Annotated in this window: 12 protein-coding genes; 2 read left to right on the plus strand and 10 right to left on the minus strand. The window is 62.6% G+C overall.

Annotated features, from left to right (window positions below):
* Window positions 1–166: 166 nt before the first annotated feature.
* From rplI to rpsF, 4 genes are read right to left on the minus strand one after another with little or no spacing between them, the layout of a single operon-like run.
* Window positions 167–613: a 50S ribosomal protein L9 gene (rplI, locus tag IG627_RS03400; protein ID WP_193189979.1), complete on the minus strand. Its 447-nt coding sequence runs from the start codon at window positions 611–613 to the stop codon at window positions 167–169.
* A gap of 41 nt (window positions 614–654) precedes the next feature.
* Window positions 655–1,485: a hypothetical protein gene (locus IG627_RS03405; protein WP_193189982.1), complete on the minus strand. Its 831-nt coding sequence runs from the start codon at window positions 1,483–1,485 to the stop codon at window positions 655–657.
* A 41-nt stretch (window positions 1,486–1,526) separates the two neighbouring features.
* On the minus strand, window positions 1,527–1,757 hold the full coding sequence (gene rpsR, locus IG627_RS03410) for a 30S ribosomal protein S18 (RefSeq protein ID WP_067084304.1): 231 nt from the start codon (window positions 1,755–1,757) through the stop codon (window positions 1,527–1,529).
* A 12-nt stretch (window positions 1,758–1,769) separates the two neighbouring features.
* Window positions 1,770–2,216 carry a 30S ribosomal protein S6 gene (rpsF, locus tag IG627_RS03415; RefSeq protein WP_193189984.1) on the minus strand — a complete coding sequence of 149 codons (447 nt, stop codon included), beginning with the start codon at window positions 2,214–2,216 and terminating at the stop codon, window positions 1,770–1,772.
* 660 nt (window positions 2,217–2,876) lie between these two features.
* On the opposite strand from rpsF, the gene IG627_RS03420 reads away from it, so the two are divergent.
* Together IG627_RS03420 and IG627_RS03425 are read left to right on the plus strand one after the other, a co-directional pair.
* Entirely contained in the window at window positions 2,877–4,037 is a 1,161-nt protein-coding gene (locus IG627_RS03420) for a S8 family serine peptidase (protein WP_193189986.1), read from the plus strand.
* Window positions 4,038–4,175: 138 nt separating this feature from the next.
* Window positions 4,176–4,913, plus strand: a complete 738-nt coding sequence (locus IG627_RS03425; RefSeq protein WP_319024490.1) for a 2OG-Fe(II) oxygenase — start codon at window positions 4,176–4,178, stop codon at window positions 4,911–4,913.
* A gap of 192 nt (window positions 4,914–5,105) precedes the next feature.
* On the opposite strand, the gene IG627_RS03430 is transcribed toward IG627_RS03425, so the two are convergent.
* From IG627_RS03430 to rnr, 6 genes are all read right to left on the minus strand, one after another.
* Window positions 5,106–6,395: a TonB-dependent receptor gene (locus IG627_RS03430; RefSeq protein WP_193189990.1), complete on the minus strand. Its 1,290-nt coding sequence runs from the start codon at window positions 6,393–6,395 to the stop codon at window positions 5,106–5,108.
* A gap of 123 nt (window positions 6,396–6,518) precedes the next feature.
* Window positions 6,519–7,073, minus strand: a complete 555-nt coding sequence (locus IG627_RS03435; RefSeq protein ID WP_193189991.1) for a hypothetical protein — start codon at window positions 7,071–7,073, stop codon at window positions 6,519–6,521.
* 35 nt (window positions 7,074–7,108) lie between these two features.
* On the minus strand, window positions 7,109–7,708 hold the full coding sequence (locus IG627_RS03440; RefSeq protein ID WP_193189993.1) for a hypothetical protein: 600 nt from the start codon (window positions 7,706–7,708) through the stop codon (window positions 7,109–7,111).
* Window positions 7,709–7,727: 19 nt separating this feature from the next.
* A complete protein-coding gene (locus tag IG627_RS03445) occupies window positions 7,728–8,288 on the minus strand; it encodes an RNA polymerase sigma factor (RefSeq protein ID WP_193189995.1) in 561 nt (186 codons plus the stop codon).
* 370 nt (window positions 8,289–8,658) lie between these two features.
* Window positions 8,659–9,414: a 23S rRNA (guanosine(2251)-2'-O)-methyltransferase RlmB gene (rlmB, locus tag IG627_RS03450; protein WP_193189997.1), complete on the minus strand. Its 756-nt coding sequence runs from the start codon at window positions 9,412–9,414 to the stop codon at window positions 8,659–8,661.
* Between the two features lie 103 nt (window positions 9,415–9,517).
* Window positions 9,518–12,481 carry a ribonuclease R gene (gene rnr / locus IG627_RS03455; protein ID WP_193189999.1) on the minus strand — a complete coding sequence of 988 codons (2,964 nt, stop codon included), beginning with the start codon at window positions 12,479–12,481 and terminating at the stop codon, window positions 9,518–9,520.
* Window positions 12,482–12,532 lie beyond the last annotated feature (51 nt).

Genomic DNA, 12,532 nt, shown 5'->3' on the forward strand with positions numbered 1-12,532 from the left:
CCGCCAGACACCAACCAAGCAAAAGAGAGGAACCCCCCCGCTCCGATTGTAGCGCGCCTTGCGCCGCTGTAGGAGCGGCCAGTGGCCGCGATCACACTTTCCAGATACTCCGGAATCCGATCGCGGCCATGGGCCGCTCCTACAAGGAGGGGAAAGCGCGAAGCGCTTATTCCGCCTCGACCACTACCTTGACGGTGGTGATCACGTCGGAGTGCAGCTGTACGTCTACGTCGTACTCGCCCACTTCGCGCAGCGCGCCTTCCGGCAGCTTCACTTCGGCCTTGGCCACTTCGGCGCCGGCAGCAGTGATCGCCTCGGCGATGTCGCGGGTGCCGATGGAGCCGAACAGCTTGCCTTCGTCACCAGCGTTGGCGGCGATGGTCACAACCAGGTCGGCCAGCTTGGCAGCGCGGCTTTCGGCTTCGCTCACCTTGGCGGCGGCGGCGGCTTCCAGTTCGGCGCGCTTGGCTTCGAACTCGGCGATGTTGGCTTCGGTAGCCGCAATGGCCTTGCCAGTCGGCAACAGGAAGTTGCGGCCAAAACCGGCTTTGACTTCAACGCGGTCGCCCACGTTGCCCAGTTTGCCTACTTTGTCGAGCAGAATAACTTCCATCTCGGTTTCCTCAATTTCAGTTTTGTGCGGATCGCATCTGCCTATTTGGCGGAGCGCCCGCGAATATCTATCCAGCTATCTACCAGTGCCAGGCCACACAGGAATCCGGCCAGCGGCAGTGCCGCGATCACCAGCATCACATAGAGTGCAACCAGTGGACCGCGTCCCCATCCCTTGGCGGCGATCATCCAGTGGATCAGGGCGATACCGGCCACCACCATCGGGAAGGCGACCACCGCGCCCCAGAACACATAGTCCTGGGTCAACAGGCTGTACACCCACACCAGCATACCCACCGCCGCCAGCGGTAACGGCATGCGCAGCTGGTGAAATTCCTGGCGGAATCCACCGGGGTTGTACAGCAGCGCCTGCCAGTAGCGCCCCAGCGCCAGGGCCAGGGTCGCGGTGATGGCCGAGATCCAGCTCAGGTATCCGGTGGCGAGCGACTCGCTGCCGAATATCTGCTGCAGCTGTTCCGCCTGGCCACCGCCGGACTCCTCGGCCGCCTGCAGCAGGCTCTGCAACAGGCCGCCGCTGAAGTGGGCGGTGAGCAGAATCCCAACCGCGGCTACCGCGGTCACAACGACCAGGGCCCTGCCCCAGGAACGGCTACTGCGCAGCGCCAGCGCACCGCAGAAAACCGCGGCGAAGTGGCTGGCCGCCAGGCCGGTCATCAGCGGTGACATATAGCCGCTCATGCCCGCGGCGATCACCGGCAGCAGGGCCCAGGCCAGAACCATCAGGCCATCGCTGCTGCCGCGACGCAGGCTCACCAGGGCCAGCGCCGCCGGGCTGATCAGCGGTATGCCCACCATGGTGATGAGCACCGCGCGCACGCGCCCGCGCATGATGAATTCGGCCAGGCCGCGCACTTCTAGATAGCTTCTCTTGTAAAGCGTCTAAGCCCGGGGGCTTAGGCTTCGTGGCTGTCCGTGTACGGCAGCAGGGCCAGGTAGCGCGCGCGCTTGACCGCAGTGGCCAGCTGGCGCTGATACTTGGCTTTAGTGCCGGTGATACGGCTCGGAACAATCTTGCCGGTTTCGGAAACGTAGGCCTTCAGGGTATCGAGATCTTTGTAGTCGATACGCTTTACGCCTTCAGCGGTGAAACGGCAGAACTTGCGACGACGGAAAAAACGTGCCATCTGATAATCCCCTTACTCTTCGCTTTCGGCGTTATCGGAAGATTCCTCTTCCGCTGCGGAGGAAGACTTCTCTTCCTGCTCGGCGCGCTCGCGACGCTCGGTGCGCTCTGCACGGGCAGCCTTGCGCTCGCGGCTCTCTTTTTCCGCCTTCATGATCGGGCTCTCTTCGCTGACGGCTTCGTCTTCGCGCATCACCAGGTTGCGGATGACCGCATCGTTGTAGCGGAAGTTGGTGGTCAGCTCGCCCAGTGCCTCTTCAGTGCACTCGACGTTCATCAGCACGTAGTGGGCTTTGTGGATCTTGTTGATCGGGTAAGCCAGGCGACGACGGCCCCAGTCTTCCAGACGGTGAACCTGGCCACCGCTGTCTTTGATGGTGGCGGTGTAACGCTCCACCATGCCGGGCACCTGCTCGCTCTGGTCCGGGTGGACCAGGAATACGATTTCGTAATGACGCATTTTCGCTCCTTACGGGTTAAAACAGCCTCCCGGGCGATCCGGTGAGGCAAGGAGTACAACGGGCTCGAATACACTGAGCCCATTGCGGGCGGCGTATTCTAGGCACTTGGCGTCTTGGTTGCAAGTTGATCAATTCCCCCCTGGCGGTGCCTTCGCCGGGCCGGTTGCAAGTTGATCAATTCCCCCCTGGTGGTGCCTTCGCCGGGCCGGTTGCAAGTTGATCAATTCCCCACGCGCCCGGCACTTTCGCTCACCCGGTTGCTTCGCCCATCCAAACGACCGCATCTTGCCGTTTGCACAGAGATAGTACGGAAGAGGGTGAGGGAGTCAGTTGACGCCATTTCCAACAAACCTCTCTTCAGCGCAATATAAGACCATTTATAAATAAAAAAACAGCACAAGCAACCAAAAATACCGGAAAACCGGGAATAGCAATTTCATCGGTGACTGGATACCGTTGAACTCGGGTTGCACGCGAAGGCACCGTCGAGCGCCGCGATCCTGTTCTGATGTTGAGATGTGCTCGAGTGTCTGTATCGCCAAGGAGGGCGCAGTCTTGTGCATTTGCGTCGAAGTACCACCTGGCTCAGTGGTCGGACAGTCGATCCACCCCGGGGGAAACCCCCGCCATTCGATAATAATTTACAAGGTAACTTTGACATGACGAAATCTCTGATAGCCGCGGCAGTCGCCATCGCCGCAAGCTCAGCAGTTCAGGCCCAACAGCCCACCTTCGGCACCAGTCCGGCGATTGCCGACGTGCACAATCGCTGCATAGTGCGCTTTCACGATACTTTTTCCGGCACGGACGCCGCGGGCATTGCCGGGCGTCTAGTGGCCCAGGCCAGGGCCGCCGGCCACAGCCGCGCGGCGGCGGACTTTGTCTATCGCAACACCATTAAGGGCGCCGCGATCAATCTGCCCTGTGCTGCCGCCAACGCAGTTTTCGGTGGAGACTCCTCCATCATGCGCATGACGCCCGACAGCATTGTCAGCATCAACGCCAAACCCCCCTGCCCCGGCAACAAATGCGGCGGCGGCTCGGATGACCAGGTGGTGCCCTGGGGCATCGGCCGCGTTGGCGGCCCCGTCGACGGCAGTGGCCGCGATGCCTGGATCATCGATACCGGCATAGACCTGAATCACGCCGACCTGAACGTGGACGGCAGCCGCGGCTTCAGCGCCTTCACCTCCGGCCCCAATGCCGGTGTCGATGACGGCCACGGCCATGGCACCCATGTGGCCGGCACCGTGGGCGCCATCGACAACGGCATAGACGTGGTCGGCGTCGCCGCCAACGCCACAGTGATCCCGGTCAAGGTACTGGACCGCCGCGGCTCGGGCACTACCTCCGGCGTAATTGCCGGCGTCGACTATGTGGGCGCCAATGCCGCCTCGGGAGACTGTGCCAATATGAGCCTGGGGGGAGGTATCAGCCCCGACCTAGACGACGCCGTAGTGGCTGCCGCGCAGAACTCGGGGGCCTACTTTGTACTCGCGGCCGGCAACGACGGCGACGATGCCAACAATCATTCGCCAGCCCGCGCCAACGGCGCTCGCGTGCGCACAATCTCTGCGCACGATAGCAACGACACCATGCCGTCCTGGTCCAACTGGGGCAACCCACCGGTGGACTACGCAGCCCCCGGCGTAGGCATCCTGTCCACCAGGGCGGGCGGTGGCACCACCACCATGTCTGGCACCTCCATGGCATCCCCCCACGCATGCGCGGTGATGATGATGAGCAATGGCCACCCTTCGACCGACGGCACGGTGAGCGGTGACCCGGACGGCAACCCGGACCCGATTATTCACAGGTAGGTGGCAGCCCCCCCGGAAAATTGTCCGGGGGGGCTGTCCGGTAACGGGTGTGCGATTACAATAACAGGCCGTTGCCGAGTCGATTCTTTTAATAATGAGCCGGGTAAACACTCGGCCTTTTTATGTACCGGTGGAGCTGTGGACTCTCTGATACTGCTATTTGAAAATTTCGCATCTGCGGAGATTTGCGATCATCTGATGCGGCGCTTCCATGAGGCGCCGGAGAAACAACCGGGTCGAACAGGCTCCGGTGTGGATCACAGCAAAAAAAACAGCTCTGATCTGTTTATCTCGGGGCTGGACTCCTGGGAGGAGGAATGTGCAACCATCAACAACCTGGTATTGCGCGGCCTGATGGAATACTGTCGCCGCTATCCCCACATGCTGACCGGCGCCCTCTCCCCGACCATCTTCGACGAGGCCACAAAAAAAGTGCGCAATCTCACCGCCGAAGATATCGGCAAATTGAGCGACCACCAGCTACAGATGCTGGTGTCCGGTATCTTTCGCCTGGACAACATCAACCTGCAGCACTATGAGAAGGCCAGCGGCGGTTACTACCACTGGCATTCGGAACACTTCCCTCACCCCACTGACCCCGGGCAGAAATCCCTGCACCGGGTACTCTTCTGGCTCCTGTACCTGAACGATGTCGACGAGGGCGGCGAGACGGAATTCTGCTACCAGGGCGCCAAAATCAAACCGAAGAAAGGCAGCCTGATTCTCTCGCCCTGCGGCTTTACCCACACCCACCGGGGCAATGTGCCACTGTCGAACGATAAGTACATTCTCACCTCCTGGGTCCTGTACCGCCCGGCGGTCGAACTCTACGGCGCACCCGGCGCGGGACAGCCGGGGAAAACCGGCGAACAGTAAAGTCTCAGCACGATGCCAATTGCGCAGCTGGGCAGATACAGGCTCCCTGCGCCAACAAGCTGCAGGGAATCTCTTTATGCAGGACCAACCCCGGGGCAATCCACACCTGAGCTGGATCAAAGACCCGGCACCGGTGGTGGAAGAATTACAGAACTGGCTGCGCACCTAGAGTCGGCGGCGCGGGCATAGCCGTCAGAAGATATAGCTGACCCCAAGGCTGGCTTCAGTCTTGTCGTAGGTGTAGACGTCCCGGTTTTCCTCGTTGTCGAGCACGACGAACTTTCCATCCAGGCTGAAACGCGGGGTGATCTTGAACTTGGTCGCCAGCCAGGTCTTGGTTCGATCTGACTCGCGCTGATAGCTCAACACGGCTCCGTCGCTGTCAGTCACCCGGTTATTGCCATCGTAGGCGCTGCGCCGGTACTCCACCCCGGTGGAAATATCCCAGCTGCTCGACAGCGACCACTCCAGCACGCCGCCGAGGGAGTGGCGCACCGGGGAATAGCTGTAGTAGTCCACCGTATCCAGTTCCAGGTCGGCCCTCTCCAGGTCCGTGCGCGCGTTGGCATCGTAGCGATAGTAGGCGCGCGCCTCGAAAGCGAACAACGGGCGCTGCCACTTGGCTTCGAAGCGCTGCCGCCAGCCATCCAGGTAGGCGTATTCATCCCCGCCCTGGTAGTAGCTGGGTATCAAGGAGAGAGTCACCCTGGCCTCACCGATATCCCGCCTGGCCCGTCCAATCAGCTGCAACTGCCTCGTCACCTGCTCACCGCCGAGGTAGACCATCTCCCCGGCGGCGCCGATTTCCGCATCCCAGCCAAGCCGCTGCAACCACTGGCCGTCTCTCGACAGCGCCGCACTCACACTGGTCAGGTCGAGGCTGTCGAGTTCGCTGTAGCGGCGGGCGAAGCCGTAGCCGTGCAGGCGCCAGCCATTCCCGCTCGAACCGCTCAAGCGGTACTGGCCCCAGGCAAACATTTCGGTAAAGCTGTCCTCCCCCACGGAGGCATCCGCCAGCAGCTCGTTCTGCAGCGCATAGGCGTTGTCGTCGCGCCCCGCCGAGAGGCTGACAGTGCCCATCCCGCGCCGGGCGGCGGGCCCCCGGTGCGCCGCAGCCAGGGTATTCAGCCGGCTGCCTGCCAGGCTGCGCAGCTTTTGCGAATCGGCCGCCTCGCTGACGAGCCGGTAGTGCTTGGCGGCGATGAGCTTGCGGTTGCTTCTTTCCGCAGCGAGCGCCAGGTTGTAGCGGGCGAGATCCCGCCATCGGGGCTCGCTCAACAGCCGCTGGAAATAGCGGCTGGCTTCGCCGTAGCGCCCGAGTTTGATCAGGGTAACGCCGATATTGTATTTGAGCTTGGCACTGTCGTTGCCCGCCAGCTGCTCGCTCTCGAAAAGCGTCAATGCCCGCCGGTAGTCGCCTTCCTTGAATGCATCAGCGCCACCGGCCAACTGGCCCTGTGCCAGCAGGACCGGGGGCGCCATTGCAATGACACCCGCAAGTGCAATTCCGATTAGATTGCTCTGCACGATTCTTACCTCTGTATATCCCTATACCCGAAATCCATATGTCCCTGCGGGGATCCATTCCCGCACCCCGGTTGCCGGTCAGCTCTCCGGATCTTCCGGCAGGTTCTCCCGGTTCTGCTCGATGATTGCATCGAGATCTGCGGTCAGCTGGTTCCTGACGTCATCGGACAGATTGCCCAGTATGTCCTGCATCATCTGCTCGATCAGTCCCTGCATATCCGCGCCGCTCAGCGCATTCTTTACGGCTTCCTCGACGGCTTCGCGCGCCATCTCGACGGATCTCTGCGCCTCCTCGCTCGCCGCATCCGCGGACTGCCTCGCGCTGGCCGCTATTTCGCGGCTGCGGGCCATCACTTCGAGGACCATCGCCTCGGCCTCCTCCTCACTTTTTATGTCACCATTCTGCGCCGCGGTGACAATGGCCTTGACCGCCTCCATCGTCTCTTCGGCGTACTCGCGCACGTCCGGTGGCAACTCGATGTTGTTTAGTACGTCCTCCACATCCTGGCTGTCCTCTACCACGGTCAGAGTGACATCCAGATCGCTCGGGTTTTCCACTTCCTGCGCCAGTGCCGGCACGGCTAACTGGGCACCGACAAGGATTCCCATGACCAGAAGTTTCTTCCTCAACATTGTCCAATACCTCTCTCAGCTGCTTGAAATGGCCATCAGGTCCTGGTGATGGACTCGACAGCGCCTGTCCCGGATGCCGGCGTTACCGGCAGGTGGAGCACCTTGCGCGCCCCCTGATACTCGATCTCTATCAGGATTTCACTCCCGACACCGGCGCTCCCGACCTTTACCGGCAGGGACAGGCGGTTCTCGCCTGCAGAAATATCCGCCTGCCACTGCAGTGTCTGAATATCCGTGTAGCCATCGAGCCCGACATTCGCCGGCAGCGTCACCCGGATCGTCGCCCCCGACATCTGTCTCGGGCTCTGCACCAGAATGTGCACCGGTCGCACCGTCGCCGAATCGTGTCGCGCCAGCGGTTGCGCCACTGGCGGATAGAAAACATCGCTCCAGTGCGGCGCCGTGGCCAGTATGGCCAGCAGCAGGCTCGCCGCCGTGGCCAGCTGCCAGCCCCATCTCGCCCAACCCGCAGGCTGGCGCCGCCGGGCCGATGGCTGTGTGTGCCGCGCCGCGCGCATTGCTTTTTCCAGCAGGCGGTCTTCGAATCCCGCTCCCGGTTCCGGCGCGGGAAGGGTGCGCAACAGCGCCACCAGGCGGGCATCTTCATCCTGCGCAAATTCGCGTCTGGGTTTCATTTATTCACCTCGCTATCCCCTAACACGCGCGGGATGTCTCGATAGTTCCCTGTGTGAGGATTTTTTTCAGTTTTTGTCGCGCGCGATGGAGGCGCGACTTCACCGTGCCGACGCTGATCTCCAGCACCTCCGCCACCTCAATGGCGGTGTAGCCCTCGACGTCGTGCAGCAGCACGATATCGCGCCAGTCCTCATCCAGTAATCTCAATGCGCGCTCCAGCGCCCTGCGCAGGTCCAGCTGGCGAAAATCATCGCCGCTGTTCACCTCGCAATATTCATCGTCGCCCCAGGCGACAGACTGGTCGATCGGCGACAGCCTGCGCCGGCGGTAGAGATCGACAAAACGGCGGTACAACACCTTGACCAGCCAGGGCCCCAGTTTTTCAACCGCCTCCAGTTCGGCCACGCGGGACACCAGGCTGGCGAGCACCTCCTGAACCAGGTCCTCCGCCTCCACCTGGCTCGCCGTCCATCGATACGCCATGCGATGCATGCGACGAATATGCGGGGACACCAGTGCGACAAACCGGTCTTCACGACACCGGCGCCGCTGAAAAATCTGTATCAGCCAGGCACTCAAACCGCTGCTCCCTGATGGCTGGAGAAAATCATGGCAACCGCTGGCCCGACATCGACAGATACAGACACACTGCACCGGCTGCTCGCTACAGTTACACGGCGAAAAGAGAGAAATGGTTCCCGGAAATTTTGCCGCGTTCAGAAATTTAGCAGCGGACAGATGCGCGCGGCAGCAAAGCGGTGGCCGGGCGTAATCCAAGGCGACGCCGATCGTCTAACGGCGAAACGGGGTGACAAATGCAGCAAATACAGCCGCTCAAATTGGCCGGAAATGCATTCGGCGGGGAGATTGAGAAGAAAGTGCGGAAATGACGCACCAAGTTGCAACTGCCAGGCACACCCGCGCCCAGCAGTTGGGAGGCAAGAAAGAATCAACCGGCGCGCTGGCGCACCGCCTCGAAAAGACAGACGCCGGTGGCCACGGAAACATTCAGGCTGCTGACCTCACCGGCCATGGGGATCTTGATCAGGTGGTCGCAGTTCTCCCGGGTCAGGCGGCGCAGGCCGGAGCCCTCGGCCCCCATCACCAGCGCCATGGGACCGGTAAGGCTGCTCTGGTAGATATCCTGCTCCGCCTCACCGGCAGCGCCGAAAATCCACACCCCCGCCTGTTGCAGTTGCTGCAACGTGCGCGCCAGGTTGGTGACGGTCACGAACGGCAGTACCTCCGCCGCACCGCAGGCAACCTTGATCGCCGTCGGTGTCAGGCCGGCGGACTTGTCCTTGGGGGCTATGACCGCGTGCACGCCGGCGGCCTCGGCGGAGCGCAGGCAGGCGCCGAGGTTGTGGGGATCGGTGACGCCATCGAGCACCAGCAGGAATGGCGCCTCGCTTTTCTGCGCCAGCTGCTGCAGCAATTCCTGCAGGAAACGCTCATCGTGGACCCTGGTCTGCCCGGCGCAGACGGCGACCACACCCTGGTGATTGCCCTCGTCGCCGACCTTTTCATCCAAGGCGCGGCGATCGGCGAAGCGCACGGCGATACTGTTCTTCTCTGCCTGGGCGATGATCTTCTGCAGGCGCTGGTCCTTGCGCCCGCGCAACAGCAACAGCTCCTGCACCTGCTGTGGGGAACTCTTCAGCAGCGCCTGCACCGCGTGCAGGCCGTAAATGATTTCTGTAGACATTGGTGTTTTTACTGACGATTGGCGGGGTTGGGATCGCCCTCTCCCCCGGCCCCTCTCCCGCAAGCGGGGGAGGGGCCGGGGGAGAGGGGAACTGATAGTTCAACTACTTTTTCTTTTTGCCTTTGGAAGAAAGTTTTTTCTTCTTTTTTCCCTTGCCGTTCTTCGCATTGGCCTTTTCGGCCTTCTGCGCGGCCTTGCGCGCGGCTACCGCCGGGCGCTTGCCGCCCTTGCGGGTCGGTGTGCGCCTGGGGCCGCGGCGCTTCTTCGGCGCCTCTTCACCCCCGATGGCGGCGCCCTCTTCGATGGCCGGCTTCTCCGGTTGAGGCTCATTTTGGGGCTGAGGCTCTTTTTTCGGCTGAGGCTCTTTTTTCGGTTGAGACTCTTTTTTCGGCTGAGACTCTTTTTTGGGCTGAGGCTCTACCGGCACCGCCTCCGTGGAGCCAACCTTGCGTTTGCGGAATGGCGTGCCGCCGGGAGGCGTATCGGTGTGCCTGGCCCACGGGTTGGGCTTCCCGGCACCCTCGCTCACTTTTTCCGCCGGCAGCTTGCCGCGGCGCTCGCGCTCCTGCTGGTGCTCCACCGCCATTTCCATGGCGCGGGCGCTTACCGCAACCGTCTCGGCCTTCTGTCCCGCCACTGGCGGGTTTTGGTCAGGATTTTTTCCAGGCATCCAACCACCGCCTCCACCAGACTTTTTTGCCGGGGGCGCTCCTTTTTTTTCAGCCGGCTTCCGCTCCACTGCTGATCCGGCCTTTTTCCCCGCTTTGGATTTGCGACTTTTGGACGCCTTGCCAGCGGCGCGCGCCTGTACTTCCTGCAGGGTGAAATCCACCTTGCGCTCTTCCAGGTCGACCCGCGCCACCTGCACGCTGACCGAATCCCCCAGGTGGTAGCGCATACCGCTGCGCTCGCCTACTAAGCGCTGGTGCGCCTGTTCGAAGCGATAGTAGTCCTTCGGCAGCGCGGTCACGTGTACCAGCCCCTCGACATAGAAGTCCGCCAACTCGACGAAGAGACCAAAACCGGTGACCGCGCTGATCACACCGGGATAGACCTCGCCCACGTGGTCCTGCAGGTACTCGCACTTGAGCCAGCTGACCACGTCGCGGGTGGCGTCGTCGGCGCGGCGCTCGGTCATGGAGCAGTGCTCGCCCAGCTGCACCATGGCCGGCAGATCGTAGGGGATGATTTTGTCCCGCTCTATGGCCTCGGCGCCGGGCACAGTGTGTATCTTCTTCGCCACCGCGCGCTCATTGGCGCTGCCGTTGCGAATCAGCCAGCGCAGGGCGCGGTGCAGCAGCAGGTCCGGGTAGCGGCGGATCGGCGAGGTGAAATGGGCGTAGGCCGGATAGTCGAGACCGAAGTGGCCGCGGTTCTCCGGCTGGTAGACCGCCTGGTTCATCGAGCGCAGCAGCATCATCTGGATAATGTGCGCGTCGGCGCGCCCTTCGACCTGCTCCAGTAGCGCCTGGAAATCCATCGGCTGCGGCTCGGCGCCGCCGGGCAGGCGCAGGCCCAGTTCGCCCAGGTACTCGCGCAGGTTGGTGAGCTTCTCTTCCTTGGGCGTGTCGTGCACCCGGTAGAGGGCGGGCAGCTGCGACAGCTCCATCAGCCTGGCCGCGCACACATTGGCGGCGAGCATGCACTCCTCGATCAGCTTGTGGGCGTCATTGCGCTCTACCGGCACTATGCGCTCTATCTTGCGGTTGGCGTCGAAGAGGATACGCGTCTCGGTGGTCTCGAAATCGATGGCGCCGCGGCGGTCGCGGGCCTTGCGCAGGGCCCGGTAAAGATCGTGCAGATTGTCCAGATGCGGAACCAGCGCGGCGTACTGCTTGCGCAGGCCGCTCTTGCGGCTATCGCGCTCGTCGATCATCTGGCCGACCTGGGTGTAGGTCAGGCGCGCGTGACTGCGCATCACACCCTCGAAGAAGCGGTAATCGCGGATCTGGCCGTCGCGGTCGATATGCATCTCGCACACCATGCACAGGCGATCCACGTCAGGATTGAGCGAGCAGAGGCCGTTGGACAGCTTCTCCGGCAGCATCGGCACGACGAAATCCGGGAAGTAGACCGAGTTGCCGCGGCCGTGGGCCTCCTCGTCCAGGGCGGTGCCCGGGCGCACATAGTGGGAGACATCGGCGATGGCCACCAACAGCTTCCAGCTGTCGTCCGGCAGCAGCTCGCAGAAGACGGCATCGTCGAAGTCGCGCGCATCCTCGCCGTCGATGGTGACCAGCGGCAGCTGGCGCAGGTCGACCCGCGCCTTCTTGTCTGCCTCCTCCACTTCGTCGGGGATGACATCCACCTCCGCCTGCAGCGCTGCCGGCCAGGTGTGGGGAATACCGTAGTTGCGTATCGCGACATCGATTTCCATACCCGGCGCCAGGTGGTCGCCGAGCACTTCCATGACCGCGCCCTGGGGCAGCGCGTCGCGCCCCGGCTGGGTGACGATCTTCACCACCACATACTGGCCGTGGCCGGCATCGGCGGTGTCTTCCGCCGCTACCATGATATCGAGGTTGATACGCGGGTTGTCCGGGCGCACGAAGCAGATGCCGTTCTCGCGCATCAGGCGCCCGGCCAGCTGTTCAGTGTTGTGCTTGATGACACGCACCACCGCACCCTCGCGCTTGCCGCGGAAGCCGCCGGGGGTCTCGCGCACCAGCACCTCGTCACCGTCGAACACCTTCTTCATCTGCCGGTGCGACAGGAAGAGGTCATCGCCGCCATCGCGGGGAACCACGAAGCCGAAGCCGTCGCGGTGGCCGATCACGCGGCCGCGCACCAGGCTCATCTTGTCCAGCACGCCGAAGTCACCGGCGCGGTTGCTGGCGATCTGGCCGTCGCGGGACATGGCGATCAGGCGCCGGCGCACCCCCTCGCGGCGATCCTCGTCGTCGATTTCCAGGGCGTCCGCCACCGATTCCCAAGCCACCGGACCCGGCTGCTGCTCCAGGAACTGCAGCAGGAACTCGCGACTGGGCACGGGTTTTTCGTATTTCTCCGCCTCGCGCACCGCATGGGGGTCGTCGAGGTTGTGAACTGAGGTCTTCTTTTGAGTCAAAACATCATCCGTTGTTGGAGGTAACCGCGCTTTCTCTGGCGGCCCGGAGCG

The organism is Microbulbifer taiwanensis (assembly GCF_014904815.1).
Lineage (GTDB): Bacteria > Pseudomonadota > Gammaproteobacteria > Pseudomonadales > Cellvibrionaceae > Microbulbifer > Microbulbifer taiwanensis.